The sequence below is a fragment of the Paenibacillus sp. FSL R7-0340 genome, assembly GCF_038002205.1.
Classification (GTDB): Bacteria; Bacillota; Bacilli; order Paenibacillales; family Paenibacillaceae; genus Paenibacillus; species Paenibacillus polymyxa_B.
In genome coordinates this window covers 123,098-140,408 of record NZ_JBBOBY010000002.1, presented here as the reverse complement: position 1 = coordinate 140,408, position 17,311 = coordinate 123,098, and the positions used below count along the sequence as shown (strand labels likewise).

The following is a 17,311-nucleotide window of genomic DNA, read 5'->3' as shown; positions in this document are numbered from 1 at the left end:
GGATCAATTCCGCCCTTTTTTTATAATCTCAGTAAAAGTTACACTACTGTAAATGAGGAAATATAATTCTGCGATTAGAAAAAGCAGCTTATGCATCCATGTTTCTTGTGACAGAAATAAAAATATGATAACTCCGAATGAAATTATAATCATAATCACTTCTACAATTGTATCACTTTTAATCCTGCTTCTCTGATTAGCCTGGTATTTTTCGTACAAAGCTCGACCAATCAAACGAATAGCGTAAGTAGCCATCAACCAATCATAAATAAAATGAGATGGATGATAAACAATACGCAATGTTAAGGTGGCCAAGAAAGCAATCAAAATAAGGACAATTGAATAATAGGGTTTCTTTAGCATAGTTTCAGTTTCTCCCCTTACTTCTTTTACAATTATTATACAGTATGTGTATGAAGATTCCATAAAATAAATATACTTGTAACCACAAGATCGGTTTTATCCGTTTTAATAATTGTATTTCATACTCGGCTACGTATCGGTAGAAGATTCTCTTCGACACGCCCAATTCATTCATGGCCGCGACTCTAGTAAAATCATTGGCTTTCCATTTTTCGTACACCTGAGTAAATATCGAACCCATCTGTTTCTTGGGCCGTACCAAACTCCCCACCTTCCTTTTTAGCAACAGCAATCCCTTCTGCTTGCCTGACACGATTCTTTTTCCGGTCCTCTGTTCGGCTCCCCATGCCAGCATACTAAGAAACTGGTCTTCCAGTAGCTTGCCTATATCACCCAGGGCCTTGAAACGGTGACTATCAAATAAGCTCTCATTCTTATGCATAAAATGTCGGCCTTCAGCTCAGGGGTAATATATTTCCACTCGTACAAAATGCCATTATATCTTGGCCAAGTCGATCAAGTGCATACAGGTATAACAGATCCCCTTCCCGAAGCATCAGCCGCATGGCGTTATATCTTATCCGGTTAAAGTATTTTCCACTTTGCTTGTCTATAAAAGTAAACCGTTCCTCAATGCCCAACTCCCGGAATTTTAGGAGCTGCCGTTCTGGATTTCGGTCTTTGGCCGACACCCGGGCATAAGCCATTTTTACCATGTGATGCATCGTCCTTTCAGTTCCAAAAAAGTGCACCATTAATATAGGAACGTTCCAATAGTGATTTATACACATTTCGGAACATGATGTAGACTGATTTAGAACCGTTCCTAAAAGCATGCTTTTAGGAATCCATTCACAAATTTTCCGGAAGATATACACGGTTCAAACAAAGTTAATGTAGAAGTATGGGGCGTAGCCGGTTCGTTGCATTCGGACGCGAAATAATGGCTGAACAAATCAAAGAAGCTCCATACCGATGGCGAAGGCTGGAGCTTCTTTAGTTGTTTCTTAGGCTTTTTTATATACAGGCCATGACTATAATATTTTTTTATCTGAGATATTCGGGCTTATGACATGCCAAGCCACTCCGCATATTCGCCTTGCTTGGCTCCTTAAAAACGCTTGATAAAGTAGTTGAAGCAGCAGCGGAAGATTGACCGCGCCAATATGCTCCATACCTATTCCCGGTGGTTTTCTCCTGTCTCACGCTCGCTTATAGACGTTTACTATCATACTTATGCCAATAATAATACCAACCAGCTTCCGCACAACGTCCAAAAGCTTCAGATACAAATCAAGAGACACGGCAGCCCCCCCTTTCGGGTAGCTTCGCCGTGTCATTCCCCACCAGTTACCTTGTCCCACTCATTATCGGAATGTTTTACCTAAATGCTCCCCCAAACCAAAATAATGACGGAAATTATAGATGAGTGGGCTCCACTTTGTCGGATCAATATGGTTCTCACCGAGGATGATATCCTGATGAACATGCACCTGTATGGCTTGAGTTTCGACGATCGCAAAATAAGGAGAATGGTTAGGGATTCTCACATCCTTCACCTTAGCTTCAATTTGAATAGGGCACTCCCTGATTCGGGCGGGCTTGACCCTATTCGACTCAATCGAAGTTAGTCCGCTGATCTCATACTTATCTTTATGGTACATAAATCCATGTTCCTTCTTTTCCGCTGGAACAGGATTCTTGCCTGTATAAGGGGCTAAACGTTCTACATTTTCCCACATTGAAGGCCCCGGGACGTTGATTACACATTCGGAATGCCGCTCCATATTTTCTAATGCTTTGCCACCTGTTCCAATGCCTAATACCACACAATCTCCTAATGCCCACGAAGAGGAAATGGGGCTAATATTGGTTGTTCCATCCTCATTCAGCGTATTGAGTAAAATCACAGGGGTTCCGTAATATAAAATGCTAGGATTAATCGTTTTAACGTCTGGACTATAATTCATCTCATTCATCTGATTTATTGGGTTCATTATCTCTTCTCCTTCTATTCAGATCTGCCTCCCTATTATAAAATATAAATATTTCAACCTTCATCGAAGTATGGATTACAAAGGGGGATAACCGTGCCATGAGCACCAAATCAAATGTAGCCATGATTGCTTCTCTTGTTAGCGAGCCTTCCCGTGCAGCTATACTCACCGCCTTATTAGACGGCAGGTTCCACACGGCAAGTGAATTGGCCCATATGGCAGGCATCAAACCGCAAACGGCCAGCTTCCATCTGGCTAAAATGACCGAGGCACAAGTCGTTACTGTGGAAAAACAAGGGCGTCACCGTTACTATGGCATTCAAGACCCCGAAGTTGCCCGGGTGATGGAGTCATTTTTATCCATAGCTCCACCTGTTCCCATCCATTCATTCAAACACGCCTCCGAAAACGAGGCCCTACGGTTGGCAAGAACTTGCTACGATCATGTTGCGGGTCAATTAGGCGTGCAACTCATGAGTTTTTTCATTCAAAAGGGGATTATTTCCGAGGATCAGGATGGGCTTCATATCACGGAACAAGGAGAGACTTTCTTCACTGACTTTCAGATTGACCTTACACAAACAAGACACAAGCGCCGCTCCTTCTCACATAAATGCCTGGATTGGAGTGAACGACGCCATCACCTTGCAGGTGCTTTAGGAAATGCACTTCTGGACAGATTATTCGAATTAAATTGGATCGAGCGTCTGCCTACAACCCGAGCGATACGTGTTACAGCCGATGGTAAAAGAGGTTTTAAAGAGATATTTTCGATAGAAGTCGACTAGATCATCATAGTTCTAATCTTTTCTTAATCCGCGTCGGATTTTATGATTGGAGACAAGGCCAGTTGTTTTCTCGTCATCGGACGGACATAGGCATAATTGTTTTTTGGAGCCTTTCCTTTTGTCACACCTGCTTTATATCTTCCAGCTCCAGCCGGGATGGCGACCAAGGTTCCGTACGTTCTCATCGCACGTTCAATCGGGAAAGATACGGACCGCGTTCCGTCGGTAGATCCGGCAAAATGGACCGCGGCCGCATAGTTATTCAACCGATCGTTACTGTCATTCAGCCATACGGAACCCGAATCTCCAGGCCCAGTTCGTCCCTGGGTAAAACGAATGACGGTTTGATCACGGAAAATCTTGATTCCCGAATCGCCTCTCACCCTTTGTTCCACGCCAATCGCCTCCACGACCCCTCTGGCGAAGCCGTTGGTTTTTGCCATTCTTTTAAACGTCATTCCCAGACGGTAGCTTAATAAGTGCCCGGGTACGGTAATGAGGCCACCACTTTGGTTAATCAGATACCTTGGGTTAAGCAGACTGTTTGAATTGGCAATAGCGATGGCGGAGTCCTGAAAGTTAACCCCTGTCGTAGTAAGCGGGACAAATTGAAAAGCTCTCCCGATCTGATCCGCCGTTCTGCCCCCATCTGCCGGAGAAGGCTGAATGGTATTGTGAAATTGGTTTGTATTCGTCGGGACTAGAACATGGGCATTACTCAAAATAAACAGTGTATTATTCTTAATGACAATGAGCCCACCGGTCCCTCCCGCAGTGGTGGGAACCGTCGTTCCTACACTGACCGCACCGGGCACAGGGCGCCATCTTTGGCGAGGGTTCGTTTGGGTAGGAGCCGCCGCTTCCCTTTTGAAGGAACCCACACCTAAAATTCGGATAGGTACCGCAGAAGCTCGACTTATATCTTTTGTTACTGCTTGCAATTTGGTTTGCGTCACAGCCGAAAGATTTCTCAAGGTATATAACACAATCGCCGCGCCCTTTGCCGGTCTATTGGGATCAGCATAACCTACGCCAATCCCTGTTACTCCGTTCCGCTTTAGCATCGTTCGCCAAATCCGACTTTTCAATTTGAAGGCTTGATAAAAGGTAGCCAAAGCCACATACATCCCCTTTTCATAGTCAATGATGTATATACATATGACTAATCCGCACATCCTGACTGTGCGTTTCCCCAGAACAATGAAAAAGGTGTGGGCTAGATGAACTGTTCATTGATCAACCTTCCTTGAAGAACTCTACCATTTCTTTAAATGATTGCTGAGCTGAGTGTACGTTATATCGGGGAGAGTACGGGTCACTGAATCCGTGCTGTCCACTGAATTTATGTACCTGGATATTACGGTTGTCTAAAATTGAAATGAGCTCATCCACATTAAATGATGATTCTTCCTGTGGGAAAAAAAGCAATGTTGGACAATGTGGAGCTATTTCTAAATAATTTCGAATACGAGAGCCATAGTATCCTACGATTCCATCAACGTACCTTTCTTTACTACACAGCCAGGCAATCGTTGCCCCTATGCTAAATCCGACGATAAATACCTTTTTATAGCGAGCTCGAATACTTAATAATAAACTTTCGATATGATAGAAAGCGCGGTCAAATCCTATATTATCCATAAAATTGGTGTAGGCAGTTTCCTCTTGCGAATAGTCATAAGGTGTTTCCTTGCCTAGTAAATTTGGACATATGACATCATAACCCTGATCCGATAATAAGCTACAAAAATTTTGTATATGCTGGTTAATCCCATAAATCTCATGCAGCACGACGATTAGGATGTCCGACTTCTTATCTATGCTTATCATATTGCCCCCCTAACCAGGTTTGAATATGGGAAAACAATTCATCCGGATACACATAATTATACTTAGCCGCCACTTCCGAGGATAAACGGTTGAACAACTCCAAGGATACGATCAGTGCTTCCCAACTATGATTGGGTTCGTATTCCCCAAAAGATTTTTTCAAATCAGCAACGACATCTTGATCAGCCCATTCATTTATGAATTTCCCTGCATGCCAAGTATCATATTCCGATCCATGTACAGCTTTTGCATGCCACTCTATCATTTGCAGCAATAATTGTTTACAGTCCGTATCTCTTTGCTTAGCTACCCACAGATCATTGCGCAAAATTTGTTTAGCTACATATAGAGAGGCGAAGCAATACATATTAACAACCTGTAGATAAGCATCTTCAGATATCGGAGGAGTACCCGGGATCGTAGTGGTTTGAGGGATGATTTGGTTTCCATTTCCCATCTTATCGAACAGCATCCTAACCCCCCGCTGAAACCCTTCAGGAATACGCCCATTTTTGATTATATGATCCAGATCGGATGTATGACGGAATAGAAAATCAACCTCAGCCCCTTAGTCAAAGAGAACGAGTTTTTCCGGATCTCCTTTTGCCGTTCGAAACATAAAGCTGGTCCAAACCTTGCCGATGTTTAGTAACCATTGATCATTTTGAAGATAGTAATCTGGATTCGTTGAAAAGACGACTACATCCAAGTCAGAAAACTCATCAAAAGGTTTGTCCTCTCTTGCCCGGGACCCAACGATATAAACCGCAATAATTTCTTCATTAGAGATTCCCCATTCGGATATACGCTCCTCAAGCACTTCGTAAGCATTATTCATACGATATCCTCCTTTTTTAGAAAACATTATATCTAATCCAATAATTACGGTATATATTTTTTAGTTAACATTGATATACACCATTCATCAAATCAATTTCCCAATCTTCAGCCTGTGATATAATTCTTTCAATATTACAGTTTGGAAGGATGGTGCAGATGTCGGAGCAGCGAGTATACATCCGGTTCTCTGAGGAGACGGACGCCGCAGAATTGACAGCAATGTACAAGCGCAATCGGGAATTCTTTGAGGAGTTTTCGCCAAACACCCAAGAGAAGTACTATACGGAGGAGCACCAGCTCCAGACGATTATTAAGAGCAAGGCCGACATGATGGAGGACCGGAAATATTTCTTCGTGGTATGTCACAAGGAGAACGACCGGATTATAGGCAGCATAAATTTATCTTTTGTGGTGAGGGGGCCGCTTCAAAGCTGTATGATCGGATACAGCCTAGACCAAGCATATAACGGCAAGGGCTATACGACGGAGGCGGTCAAGCAGGTGGTTCGCTATGCTTTCGATGAGCTAAAGTTTCACCGAATCTTCGGGGAAGCCTCTCCTCGGAATCCAGGATCCATCCGTGTGCTTGAGAAGGCTGGCTTTCACAAAGAAGGCATCTCTCGAAGCAACGTAAAGATCAACGGAAAGTGGGAGGATCACCAGGTTCTGGCGATTATAAATCCGTCTGAGGATATCTAGTTTAAAAGGAGGGTATTATGAAGTATCAATCAATCAAACTACATGAAAAGTTATCTAAGTTTAGTGATCACTGGTCTCCGAAAGTTATTGGTGAAATGAATGACTATCAATTTAAATTGGTGAAAATAGTTGGGGATTTTGTATGGCACGATCATCAAGATACCGACGAGGTCTTTATTGTACTTGAGGGCGAGATGTTCATTGATTTTAGAGATGGACGGGTACAGGTTTCTCAGGGAGAAATGTTTATTGTACCTAAGGGGGTCGAACACAAGCCATTCGCACATCAGGAGTGCCATATCATGCTAGTAGAGCCGAGAGGTGTAGTAAATACTGGAGGAGCAGAGTCAGAATTAACGGCAGTCAATGATATTTGGATTTAAAATGCAATAATGACGAGCTTTAATACAGAATAAACATACGTATTTTGTGCTAATTCGAGAAAGGAAAGGTATGGTGGATGATAAGAAACGCAGAATTTAAGAATAGTTATGCAGGATGGCGAGAAGTAGAAATGAAGGATTCCTCCCTAGGCATTACATTTCCCATGATGGTAATGTATCCAGCGGACGAACCCGAACAAATAGAGCGATTGGGTCCATACCAGTTAGAGTTGGCGAGAGAGGCAGATCTATCAGAAGGAAGATTCCCTTTGGTTATCATCTCTCACGGTACTGGCAGTACGCCGCTTGTGTATCGGATTTTGGCGCAGCATTTAGCACGCAATGGTTTTATTGTCGGCATTCCAGAGCATCCATTTAACAATCGAAATGACAATAGTTTGGAAGGAACAGCACAGAATCTTACCTATAGACCTAGACACCTTAATATGGTCACCGACTGGTTTTTCGATAGTATGCTGTTCAAGGACAAATTAATACAGAATGCTGTGTCTCTCATCGGACATTCCATGGGCGGTTACACGGCATTAGCGGCGGCGGGTGGCGTGCCGACTTCTTTGCCTCACGAGACCTCGGACGGAAAGCCCCAGCTTATAGAGGTTACACCAAATTACCGAGTAAAATGTCTCGTTTTACTAGCGCCAGCGTCGGTCTGGTTTCGAGCTGAAGGTAGCTTGCGTGCAGTTAATCTACCTATCTTAATGGTGGATGCAGAGAAGGATCAGTATACCCCTTCTTTACACGCTCGTTTAATATTGGATGGCGTGCCAGATCCTAAGAAGGTACAATACAAAACAGTAAAAAACGCCGGGCATTTCTCCTTTCTGAGTCCTTTCCCGGAATCGATGAGGACTCCGGCCTTTCTCCCATCGCAAGACCCTCCCGGCTTTGATCGCGAACATTTCCATAGGATGCTTAATGCTGACATATTGGATTTTCTATGTACTCATACACGTTAGTTGGATGACAACAGCGGCTGTCTAAGAACTTTATTTTTCAGGTCTTGGTCTGCCGCTGTTTGATTTTTGTTCAGTCTAAAGCTTTATTTCCACTGGATATTTTACAGAAACTGTATTCTTTTTACAGGGCTCTCTCAGTGCATAATTTCTTTCTTATTTACCTTAACACCTGATAAGGATTGATCAAACATATCGAGAATAAAAAGGAACCTCTCCGCTTCACGAAATACATGATCGGCTAATAAAGGATGGATAATGCTTTTTATTCGGCACTCGTCGATTAAATCACGCGCTGTTTTCTTAAAGTCACGCAAGGACTTCACAGAGACACGGTTTTCATCAACAAATTGACTCAGGAGTGGAACGGTTTGTGACTGTGGCCGCATATGACTTAAATCAATCGCTTGAAACATCAGCGTATCAAAATCATTACTAAACTCCCTAGCTTGTTCAACCAGTTTACGTTCGGATGGATCAAGTAAATGGCCTATAAATTTTGCGTGATCGGCCATAATTTTTAAGAAAAATACATTTTCATCAATAATTGCATCGGGTAATGGTTCGAGCTTTCCTGAATTGAGTTCCCCTAAACGATTTCTGAAATAATTGGCTTCCCGGCTTATGTGATCTACCAGTAAAGGAAAGTTGGTTTGTCCAGGAAGCTTGCATTGTAATATAAGGCCCAATACCATTCTCTTAAATGCCCAAATATTTGTTGCTGCATTCTGAACCTCCGTATTAAACTCTTTGATTGTATAAGGATCTGTCTCGATATTAAATTCATGCGACCTTTTCTCGATATCCTCAAAAATAGTGTAAAACTGATTGGCTTCTGTTTTAAGTTGAGTATCTTCCGCTCTAAAACCTAACCCCAGAAAAAAGGAATGCTCCTTCATGATCCTGGACCAAAATCGTATTTCATCTAATGAGCGTGAAACGAATGCATCCAATCATACCCCTCCTCTATGTGTGAGCAAAAAAGCACTTACTTAGTCATATGGGATATGCCTTGTCATTATGAATATCGAATCCCACGCCTCATACTAATCTAATTCTGAAGTTGAGCTATTGAGACTCGTAACTCTGTTACCTTATTTATGTACGTGAAATCTTTCTCTGTACTAGCTATTGACCGTCGGAGTTATTAGTAATTTCGAAACCTCCAATCTAATGACTAGTGCCTTTATACTTTCGACGACCTACGTTTCCCTAAAAAAATTAAATTCCATAATAATACTCATATTTGAATATATATCATTTAATGTTTGGACAATTCTCCCAATCTAGTTCTATAATTCACTTGTTATTACATATATTTAGGAGGAAGTCATGAACAATATTATATTCAAAAAACTAGGAACAATAGTGTTAGCCCTTCTCATTGGAGCTTCGGTGTTCTCGTTGTTCCCTACCGTTACAAAAGCTGAGACTACAAATGTGACTTGGAAAAACGGGTCTGTAGTAACTACTCTTGATGGGATTTCAACAAGCGACAGAGCGACAGTGGGGAAAACAAATGGGAAATGGTATTGGGAAGTGAAGGTCAACAATGTTGCTTCATTCGTAGGAATAACAGGTGAATCGGACAAACAATATCAAGCATTTTATGGGGCTAGTGGTGAAATTTGGAATAACATCAAATCACCAGTAAAGCTAGCCTACAATTATGGTTTTGGAGTTGATTACGTTATCGGCATTGCATTGGACTTAGATAACGATAAAATAGTTTGGTACGCTAATGGGGTTTCACGCGGAGCTAATTCCATTAAACCATCTGAACTAGAGGGGTCACAGATTTTCCCTGTGGTTTTAAGTGGAACTGGTCAGAAAATAGCTTTTGAGGCTAATTTCGGAGCTAGTGAGTTTAAATATCCTATTCCTGAAGGATTTTTACCTTATCAAGATTCGGGTACATCTACAACGCCTGATCCGTCTACTACACCGGATCCATCTACAAAGCCTGATCCATCTACTACACCGGATCCGTCTACAAAGCCTGATCCATCTACTACACCAGATCCGTCTACAACACCGGATCCGTCGGATACAGATGGGTCCCAACCAGCTGGTGACCGTGCTATTCTGACTGTAACGATGGACAATGGATTTGATAAAGAATTCGATCTGAGTAAAAAAGAACTGAATGCCTTCATCGCGTGGTATGACGCTAAAGATGCTGGTAGAGGTGCTTCTTTCTTTGCCATTGACAAGCACAATAACAACAAAGGTCCATTCAGCAATCGCAAAGACTACGTAATCTTCAACAAAATTCTCACATTTGAAGTAAGCGAATATTCAACTAAATAAACATGATGAAGGACTTCATATCGGCTAATATGCCAATGAAGTCCTTTTTTTACCGTTACCCTAATCTCGAAATCACGCCTACATTGCTATACTGGATGATACATTTTTCCTAGACTAAAGCTTTGCAAACCTACACTTGACCCCCGACTTTGTTTGTACTTAGATCAATATTTTTAGTGTACACTTTGTTATTAATAAGACTAATGATGCTGTTAACTACAATTGATGTAAGTACCGTTAACAACGTTAGCCACAATAAGATCAAGATAGATACCTTGGGAAAGAAAACAATACTCTGAAAATAATAATAACAAAAAAAGGTGTGAGTTAACCAAATATTCATTGAATTTTTACCTAAGTAAGCGAAAGGTCTGGCTAGTTTTAATTTATTCATTAAATGAATACTAACGAGGATAAGTACAGGAGCTATTATCATATCAATCGTTGTCTTCTCAAATAAATGACTCGTGGTACGAAAGTGAAATAGCACTACAATTATTATAATATCAAAAAGTATGTTATTAAATATGATGGAATTATAAATCTTACTCATCCATGAATACAAATTATATTTAGCAAAGAACAACCCTATCATAAACGGCAACTGCCAATACATAATACTGTAATAATTTCCTTGTGAATATGAATTATAAAAAACAAGGCCGGAAATGAGTAGAGTTACCCATGCATTACGTTGAAAGGCTTGGAAGGTGACCGGAAAAATTAATAGCAGCAGAATATAATCATATAAAAACCACCACTCACCATTATATGAACTGGATAGGGCTATAAAATTCCGCAAAAAATCCATTATTGAATTATTTTGAAATCTATCAGAATTTCCAAAAAAGTATAGACCAGCTGGAATAAAAAGCAAAAAAACAACCCAGTAATTTATCATTATTTTGCTTAATCTTGTAAAGCTCTTCTGCATTAAATGATGTGGATTTTGAACATTGCTCTTATATAAACCATAACCACTTAAAAATAGAAAAATGGATATTGCTATTTGCCCAAAATGTCCTACATAAAATTCCCCTCTTTCATGAAATAAACTAAATAATGAAACATAGTCGTACTTTAATCTGTCAGGAAAAGCAAAAAGATGATGAATCAAAAGGAGTATTACAGCAATACCTTTTGCAATATTTGTTTCTTCAAGTTTTAATTCCTTATCATTGTGCACACAATATCCTCATTTCTAGTTGTACTTGAATAGAGATATATTAGCACAAACAAAAAATATAGAATATTTATTTTTTTTAATACCCTTACACCCTCCATTTTTATACAAAAAAATGCGGTCTCCAAAAGCCTATAGACCACGCTGTTCCTGAGTTTGTAAGTTATTGGTGAGGGGGATAACCCCCGGCTTTGCGAAATCGCCTAATTTGATAGAATGAGTAATTTATACAATTTTTAGCAATACAGTGCGTCCGATATCATATACTAATAAAAGGCCTCTAGAATAAAAAAAGCCACTGTTTATTATCCTTGTTATTAAAACTTAAAAGTATTATGTATTCAACACTAATATTCGATAATAAAGGTAACAAGATAAAATGAGCAACTACCTCAACCGATGAGGACACTCACAGGAGAATTCATCATGTTAAAAAAAATTCTATCCATTGCTCTACTTTCTGTAGCTCTAACAGCTTGTGGAAGCAATTTTAAAGAAACAACGACAAGGTCTGGGGCTTCAAGCACGTCCTTTGCTACTGAACAAACAGTAAGCAATGAAAATACTGCTCAGCAAGCTTCTACAAATGAGGTCACAGATAAACAATATTTATTTGCTGAATTCTTGAAAGATGGAACACCCGTGTTAACAGAAGATCAAGCTTCTATGGAACAAACCTCTTATGACTTCATTGCTAAAAACAGTGACTTATTTCCTTCCACAGATAAAAGCAAAGTCATTAATCTAGTAGACAAATCCGTAACAACAAAACACTTAAATAAAAATTTGAACTTATACTTAAACAAATTTGTAAAAATAAGCGGGGATGTAATAGATATAGAAGAAGATAACATTCCTATAGGGACAACGGCTATCGTTTATATTAGTGATGAAAATGATAATACAGTAATGGCAGTTTATCCGGGAGCAAGTGGAGAAATTTTTGAAGGAGACGTTGCTACAGTTATTGGAGTTCCTATCGCTAATTTTTCATATGAAAATGTTTCAGGTGGCTATACGAATACTACACTGTTAGCAGCTTCCTTTCTCGCGAAAGAAAATCAATAAATGTTAATCATGTAAGCCCTTCGGGGCTTTTTCTTTTAAGCAAAAACAGAATTAAACTGTTACGTTTCATTGTTAAAAAGTTATTATTTTACTTATTATTTAATATATGCATTAAAATGTTTAGACGATACATATTGAAACTGCTAAACTCGCATAAATAATACATAAATAAGGAGAGATTATTTTGAAACGAGTTATTTCGTCATTATTGCTACTGGGATTTATTACTCTAATATGTTTTAGTTCCTCGACATACGCTGCTACAAAAAACGTAGTGTGGGAAAAGAGCCAGTCTGTTTCGGCCACCGTAGATTCAAGTGGAACTAAAGCAAGTGTGGGAAAAACCAAAGGAAAATGGTATTGGGAAGTCACAGTAACAGCTCAAGCAAGTACCACAACTGGCATTGGTATCGTCGGTGAAGGTAAGCAATACAATGGACCAGGTGCAGGAGCTCTTCAGAACTGGATGTATTATGCTGCAAACGGAAACACTTTTCCGGGGATCGTTTCTTCTGGAAAGACCTACACATTAAAGGACGTTATTGGTGTGGCTTTGAATATGGATGATGACAAGATAAGCTGGTATAAGAATGGTGTATTCGTTTATACAAGTACCTTTAAACCAAGCGATCTTCCAGGAGAGATTGTGACTCCTTCGATCACAGGTGGTTCAGCTGGCAGCTTTTCGTTTGACACAAATTTTGGTGCGACTCCATTCACGCACAGTATTCCCGAAGGGTTCCTCCCCTACCAACAACCTGAAAATTCATTAACTCTTAATGCAACAGGGAATGAAGAAAATATCCAATTGCAGTGGAATGAAATAACAGGAGTCACTACTTATAAAATTGAAAGAGCACTAGCCCCTGGGGGTCCGTATGAAGAAATTGCCTCAGATATTTCTGGTACTTCTTATACTGATAATAAAGTTGAAGAAAACACTACCTATTATTACGTAGTTTCTGCGAATATCTCCATGGATCAAGTTGTATCCAATGAAGCAAATGCTATTGTAAAGAAATCCACGCCCGATCCGTCTGATCCAACCGAACCAGAACAACCTAGTGGTGACCGTGCCATCTTGATTGTAACGATGGACAATGGATTGGATAAGGAATTCGATCTGAGTAAAAAAGAACTGAATGCCTTTGTCGCTTGGTATGATGCTAAAGATGCCGGTAGAGGTGCTTCTTTCTTTGCCATTGATAAGCATAATAATAACAAAGGTCCATTCAGTAACCGTAAGGACTACGTAATATTCAATAAAATCCTTACATTTGAAGTAAGCGAGTATTCAACGAAATAAACAACAAGAGAGGTAGACTGTCCACTGTGCAGGACTCAAGATGCCTCGCGGCTTAAGTGGATCAGAAACCCACGCAAGGTTGCTTACAATAAGGTGTACAATCGCAGCATGTTTGATATATTTAAAGTGATTAGGAAATTGTTCAAAAGATAAAAGCTCTGCCGACCCATAAGGTTAGCAGAGCTTTTTATCTAATCTAATTTCGGGTAGATTATGAAAGAAAGAAGTCGTTGAATTTGATTGATGGGTCATTATCATACAATTCTTTTCACAAAATTAAACCCAACATGATTTAAGGATGATAACCAAGAGGATATAGAGCACCAAAATGGCCGCTGTAGAAGTCCACACACCGCAAACAGCTGCACCTGCACATCCGCTCATAGCTTTAGCCCTCCTTTATTTTGTCGTCATTTTAATATATGTGTAAATATGTTTTATGACCGGGCATTCAGGTAAACATAAAACACCCCATTTACGTATGCCAGCGGAATATTAGGATACTTTCCAATCGCTTGCTGATATCTTTGTTAATATGGGAGATGGGATATACACCGTGAAAAAGCCATGCTTAATAGTTCCTGATTGTAAATCTGATACTTACAGTTTTGATCCAACACCCAATTCGCAAATCCTACAGCTTTAGTGTAGCAATGATAATCATAGGGATTAATTTTAAACTCAAGAATATCCAGCATAATCTGATTCTCTTCATCTGATAATTCCAAACCCAACTGGCTAAACTGTCTTTGTCGAATTCTCCGAGCAGTGGCGTCTTGTATTGCTTTGTGTTGATTGGACACTTGTCCTTTATGTTGACGATAATACAATAAGTTTATGGGGAGGTTCGCTATTTGTACCTGTGAAGCTAATCGGTTCCACATTTCGTAGTCTTCGGCATGAGGATAATTACTATCATATTGAATGTTTAGCCGATGTATCATGCTATTGCGTATTATTGTGACAGGATGGCAGATACAGCAATGAAATAACAACCATGTTTTAATTTCTTCATGACTGGCCGGATTCACCTTAAGTACTCCTCCACTAGAAGTAGTAAAAGCAGCACCGCATACATCAATTAAGGGATTTTGATCCATAAATGATATTTGCACATCCAATCGATCTGGCGTAGAAATATCATCGCTATCCATACGAACGATATATTCACCAGTTGCCCTATTGAATCCCTCGTTTAAAGTAGCGACCAAACCTTGATTGGTACTATGAAAGATTTTAACCACTCTAGGATCTGTTATCTGTGAAATAAGAAAAGCAGATCCATCTGTTGAGCCATCATCAATAATAATTAATTCAAAATCGGAATAGGTTTGAACTAAAATACTGTGGATTGCTTCCCAAACAAAAGCCACAGTATTATAAACTGGCAGTATAACTGAAGCTCGTGGCACAAGAAGTTCCCTCCATTCTACATTTTAAATTAAGAAAATATTATTTTACATAAAAGCAACTTCCCTATTTTTCTCGAAACCAGTTCTTCATATGTTCATGCTCCAAGTATATGTATTGAAATATATTTTGAGGCGGCTTCTCGGTAAAAAAGGTCGTACTAAAAAAGACTAGTAGAACCGACAACGTAATTTGCCCTTTTAAAAAGATTATTGAAATAAAATAGACTTATTGTAATTTTTTTATTCATGAACCACCTTACCCCTGGCCTACACATTACGAGTGCTTCGTAATAGAATCAATAGAACTGAGCTTGTGGGAGAACGTATTTCGGTTCGACATACCGACTGCATTCATAGTTGTATTAACGATTCATTAAACCGATAAAAAAGCTTTCTATACCACCCTTTGGGGTGATTATAGAAAGCTAATCTGCTTTGCAGCTATAGCGCTTAAAATTTTCCAGGGAACTGTTTGACAATGCCTTCTGTCAGGATGTCCGCTAAATGAATCATATGGATCTCGTTTTTATCGGTTGATGCAATACCCGCTTTCCAATCTCCTTTGATATAGTCAAGGACTAATTCCGTAATCAACTGAAGGTGCGTATACAGCATATCTTGTAGTGTTTTAAACTGCCAGTTCGGATTCGCTGCACTTAAAAATTTGGCGATATCATCGGCGTTTGTACGCCAATCCGCCTCTAGCTTTTTCACATCCGCCTGATTACCCGCTTTAGCAGCCGCTACAATTTTCCCTGCGATTAGAATATGCTCCCTCAGAAGATCAGTCAGCTTATTACCAGCGGCTTCCCCATAATAAGGCTTGATCACATTGCCTATATCTTGCTGGTTCCGTAAAAGCCGGTCCAATACGTCCTTCTGATCTTGAAGATTAGATATGGCGCTGACAATATAGTTCCTCGTCCATATCGTATGGTCGATCCATACCTTCTGCATATCGCCTTTCAGTTGCACCATTTTGGAACTTAGGCAAGTAGAATCCTTCTCCTCCCCTACCTTCGCTTGCGCGACTACTAACGGAGTCATGCTAAAAACGAGCGCCAAGGTTAACGGCAATGCCAACAGCCATTTGTTTTTCAATTCATCTGCTCCTCTGTACTTTTGGAATAAAACAGGCTGTCTTATTATGGTTCAAATATCCGTTTTTAATTCAAAACACAAAAAAAGCCTGCCGGTGATTAGCCAGCAGAGCGACTTTATATACGCTTCAAAACATGAAATCATTAATGCAACAACAACCATTATCTTCATTTTTTCAACATACGTATTTAGCATGCCCAATAGAACTTATTTCATATACACACATTAATTCTTTACTACTGGGAATCATAAATTTGTACATCATTAAAATAAACAAGGAGTGGTTTTATAATGGGTATCCTAAGCGGGAATCCAAAAGACGAGCCCATGCATTACGGAGAAATTTATAGTGTGTGGCAGTTGTCAGCGTTAGCGAAAGGCAGCGTTTCATTTTACCAAGCATGTTTAAACCACGCAGGAGACAAGGAACTCAAAAAAATACTGGATGATCTTATTGATCAAGCTAAACTGGAAATCCAAGAATGCGACGCAATGCTTACTGATAATGGGATTGCCCCAGCTCCTATTTTGCCTGAAAGACCCCCTGTGAAACTTGAGGATATCCCGGTTGGTGCAAGGTTTACTGATCCCGAAATTGCAGCTAAAATCGCATTAGATACCTCTGTGGGATTGACATCTTGCAGCCAAGCTATGGGTCAATCCATTAGAGAAGACATCGGGGCTTTATTTGCAAAATATCATCTAACTAAGACTGCTTTGGGAGTCCGTATTCTAAAAATGAACAAAGAAAAGGGTTGGCTAATACCTCCTCCTCTTCAATTAAAAAGACCTGAACCAGTTAAAGCCTAAATTTCCTGTACGATTCTTCAACACACCGTTCCTTAGATTGTTCAACAAAAATCCCCGCCGACCAGTTAAGGTTTGCGGGGATTTAATCTTATTTAGAGTATTCACTTAACTTCACCGTTTGATATTTTGAGTAGATGTCTCCTTTGTAAGATATAAGGAGATAACAATCCTAAAGTTAAGGGCGCATGCAATTGTAGTTATAATATGAATTGATTGGGAGAAGAATGCTCCCTCCAACAAAAAAGCA

The 17,311-nt window shown here is 39.9% G+C and carries 18 protein-coding genes and 1 pseudogene; 8 read left to right on the top strand and 11 right to left on the bottom strand.

Translation table 11 applies throughout. The annotated features are described in order from the left end of the window. Window positions 1–3 precede the first annotated feature (3 nt). The 3 genes from MKX59_RS23500 to MKX59_RS23490 form a co-directional block, all read right to left on the bottom strand. The gene (locus MKX59_RS23500; RefSeq protein ID WP_028541164.1) at window positions 4–363 is read right to left on the bottom strand and encodes a hypothetical protein; all 360 of its coding nucleotides are present in this window, start codon (window positions 361–363) and stop codon (window positions 4–6) included. Between the two features lie 455 nt (window positions 364–818). Then, the gene (locus MKX59_RS23495; protein ID WP_305953840.1) at window positions 819–1,079 is read right to left on the bottom strand and encodes a recombinase family protein; all 261 of its coding nucleotides are present in this window, start codon (window positions 1,077–1,079) and stop codon (window positions 819–821) included. Between the two features lie 651 nt (window positions 1,080–1,730). Further along, complete coding sequence (locus tag MKX59_RS23490; RefSeq protein WP_071559394.1) at window positions 1,731–2,360, bottom strand: flavin reductase family protein; 630 nt, start codon at window positions 2,358–2,360, stop codon at window positions 1,731–1,733. A gap of 98 nt (window positions 2,361–2,458) precedes the next feature. Between MKX59_RS23490 and MKX59_RS23485 the strand changes: the two genes are divergently transcribed. Then, on the top strand, window positions 2,459–3,148 hold the full coding sequence (locus MKX59_RS23485) for an ArsR/SmtB family transcription factor (RefSeq protein ID WP_071559395.1): 690 nt from the start codon (window positions 2,459–2,461) through the stop codon (window positions 3,146–3,148). 23 nt (window positions 3,149–3,171) lie between these two features. Here MKX59_RS23485 and MKX59_RS23480 read toward each other — a convergent pair whose 3' ends face one another. The 3 genes and pseudogenes from MKX59_RS23480 to MKX59_RS23470 form a co-directional block, all read right to left on the bottom strand. After that, window positions 3,172–4,275 carry a hypothetical protein gene (locus MKX59_RS23480; protein WP_068941412.1) on the bottom strand — a complete coding sequence of 368 codons (1,104 nt, stop codon included), beginning with the start codon at window positions 4,273–4,275 and terminating at the stop codon, window positions 3,172–3,174. A 109-nt stretch (window positions 4,276–4,384) separates the two neighbouring features. Further along, window positions 4,385–4,978 (bottom strand): dienelactone hydrolase family protein, encoded by a 594-nt coding sequence (locus MKX59_RS23475; protein ID WP_071559396.1) that lies wholly within the window; start codon window positions 4,976–4,978, stop codon window positions 4,385–4,387. Further along, window positions 4,962–5,816 (bottom strand): annotated as a pseudogene (locus MKX59_RS23470) (aminoglycoside 6-adenylyltransferase). The gene MKX59_RS23475 and the pseudogene MKX59_RS23470 overlap by 17 nt, the downstream one beginning before the upstream one ends. Window positions 5,817–5,974: 158 nt before the next feature. Between MKX59_RS23470 and MKX59_RS23465 the strand changes: the two are divergent. The 3 genes from MKX59_RS23465 to MKX59_RS23455 all read left to right on the top strand — a co-directional run bounded on the left by MKX59_RS23465 (window position 5,975) and on the right by MKX59_RS23455 (window position 7,877). Further along, window positions 5,975–6,517: a GNAT family N-acetyltransferase gene (locus tag MKX59_RS23465; RefSeq protein WP_340859039.1), complete on the top strand. Its 543-nt coding sequence runs from the start codon at window positions 5,975–5,977 to the stop codon at window positions 6,515–6,517. A gap of 17 nt (window positions 6,518–6,534) precedes the next feature. Beyond that, window positions 6,535–6,900 (top strand): cupin domain-containing protein, encoded by a 366-nt coding sequence (locus tag MKX59_RS23460; protein ID WP_028541171.1) that lies wholly within the window; start codon window positions 6,535–6,537, stop codon window positions 6,898–6,900. Window positions 6,901–6,977: 77 nt separating this feature from the next. Next, window positions 6,978–7,877 (top strand): alpha/beta hydrolase family protein, encoded by a 900-nt coding sequence (locus MKX59_RS23455; protein WP_340859037.1) that lies wholly within the window; start codon window positions 6,978–6,980, stop codon window positions 7,875–7,877. A gap of 134 nt (window positions 7,878–8,011) precedes the next feature. Here MKX59_RS23455 and MKX59_RS23450 read toward each other — a convergent pair whose 3' ends face one another. Continuing rightward, window positions 8,012–8,827 (bottom strand): DUF2935 domain-containing protein, encoded by an 816-nt coding sequence (locus tag MKX59_RS23450; protein ID WP_028541173.1) that lies wholly within the window; start codon window positions 8,825–8,827, stop codon window positions 8,012–8,014. Between the two features lie 379 nt (window positions 8,828–9,206). On the opposite strand from MKX59_RS23450, the gene MKX59_RS23445 reads away from it, so the two are divergent. After that, entirely contained in the window at window positions 9,207–10,184 is a 978-nt protein-coding gene (locus MKX59_RS23445; protein WP_340859036.1) for an SPRY domain-containing protein, read from the top strand. A gap of 130 nt (window positions 10,185–10,314) precedes the next feature. Here the strand turns inward: MKX59_RS23445 and MKX59_RS23440 are convergent, their stop codons facing one another. After that, complete coding sequence (locus MKX59_RS23440; RefSeq protein ID WP_340859034.1) at window positions 10,315–11,370, bottom strand: acyltransferase family protein; 1,056 nt, start codon at window positions 11,368–11,370, stop codon at window positions 10,315–10,317. A gap of 423 nt (window positions 11,371–11,793) precedes the next feature. Between MKX59_RS23440 and MKX59_RS23435 the strand changes: the two genes are divergently transcribed. Beyond that, entirely contained in the window at window positions 11,794–12,435 is a 642-nt protein-coding gene (locus MKX59_RS23435; protein WP_023986760.1) for a hypothetical protein, read from the top strand. A gap of 184 nt (window positions 12,436–12,619) precedes the next feature. Next, window positions 12,620–13,741, top strand: coding sequence for an SPRY domain-containing protein (locus MKX59_RS23430; protein ID WP_053324515.1), 1,122 nt, complete (start codon window positions 12,620–12,622; stop codon window positions 13,739–13,741). Between the two features lie 276 nt (window positions 13,742–14,017). Here MKX59_RS23430 and MKX59_RS23425 read toward each other — a convergent pair whose 3' ends face one another. The 3 genes from MKX59_RS23425 to MKX59_RS23415 form a co-directional block, all read right to left on the bottom strand. After that, a complete protein-coding gene (locus MKX59_RS23425) occupies window positions 14,018–14,125 on the bottom strand; it encodes a hypothetical protein (RefSeq protein WP_023986758.1) in 108 nt (35 codons plus the stop codon). Window positions 14,126–14,271: 146 nt separating this feature from the next. Beyond that, the gene (locus MKX59_RS23420) at window positions 14,272–15,153 is read right to left on the bottom strand and encodes a glycosyltransferase family 2 protein (RefSeq protein ID WP_053324514.1); all 882 of its coding nucleotides are present in this window, start codon (window positions 15,151–15,153) and stop codon (window positions 14,272–14,274) included. Between the two features lie 450 nt (window positions 15,154–15,603). Further along, window positions 15,604–16,254 carry a glycosyltransferase gene (locus tag MKX59_RS23415; protein WP_339201364.1) on the bottom strand — a complete coding sequence of 217 codons (651 nt, stop codon included), beginning with the start codon at window positions 16,252–16,254 and terminating at the stop codon, window positions 15,604–15,606. Window positions 16,255–16,545: 291 nt separating this feature from the next. Between MKX59_RS23415 and MKX59_RS23410 the strand changes: the two genes are divergently transcribed. Beyond that, window positions 16,546–17,064, top strand: coding sequence for a DUF3231 family protein (locus MKX59_RS23410; protein WP_023986755.1), 519 nt, complete (start codon window positions 16,546–16,548; stop codon window positions 17,062–17,064). Window positions 17,065–17,311: the final 247 nt, after the last annotated feature.

What these genes read in the sequence shown, in the direction of transcription:
- MKX59_RS23500 (WP_028541164.1), bottom strand. Translation starts at nt 363, where the DNA reads ATGCTAAAGAAACCCTATTATTCAATTGTCCTTATTTTGATTGCTTTC.
- MKX59_RS23495 (WP_305953840.1), bottom strand. Translation starts at nt 1,079, where the DNA reads ATGGTAAAAATGGCTTATGCCCGGGTGTCGGCCAAAGACCGAAATCCA.
- MKX59_RS23490 (WP_071559394.1), bottom strand. Translation starts at nt 2,360, where the DNA reads ATGAACCCAATAAATCAGATGAATGAGATGAATTATAGTCCAGACGTT.
- MKX59_RS23485 (WP_071559395.1), top strand. Translation starts at nt 2,459, where the DNA reads ATGAGCACCAAATCAAATGTAGCCATGATTGCTTCTCTTGTTAGCGAG.
- MKX59_RS23480 (WP_068941412.1), bottom strand. Translation starts at nt 4,275, where the DNA reads ATGTATGTGGCTTTGGCTACCTTTTATCAAGCCTTCAAATTGAAAAGT.
- MKX59_RS23475 (WP_071559396.1), bottom strand. Translation starts at nt 4,978, where the DNA reads ATGATAAGCATAGATAAGAAGTCGGACATCCTAATCGTCGTGCTGCAT.
- MKX59_RS23465 (WP_340859039.1), top strand. Translation starts at nt 5,975, where the DNA reads ATGTCGGAGCAGCGAGTATACATCCGGTTCTCTGAGGAGACGGACGCC.
- MKX59_RS23460 (WP_028541171.1), top strand. Translation starts at nt 6,535, where the DNA reads ATGAAGTATCAATCAATCAAACTACATGAAAAGTTATCTAAGTTTAGT.
- MKX59_RS23455 (WP_340859037.1), top strand. Translation starts at nt 6,978, where the DNA reads ATGATAAGAAACGCAGAATTTAAGAATAGTTATGCAGGATGGCGAGAA.
- MKX59_RS23445 (WP_340859036.1), top strand. Translation starts at nt 9,207, where the DNA reads ATGAACAATATTATATTCAAAAAACTAGGAACAATAGTGTTAGCCCTT.
- MKX59_RS23435 (WP_023986760.1), top strand. Translation starts at nt 11,794, where the DNA reads ATGTTAAAAAAAATTCTATCCATTGCTCTACTTTCTGTAGCTCTAACA.
- MKX59_RS23425 (WP_023986758.1), bottom strand. Translation starts at nt 14,125, where the DNA reads ATGAGCGGATGTGCAGGTGCAGCTGTTTGCGGTGTGTGGACTTCTACA.
- MKX59_RS23410 (WP_023986755.1), top strand. Translation starts at nt 16,546, where the DNA reads ATGGGTATCCTAAGCGGGAATCCAAAAGACGAGCCCATGCATTACGGA.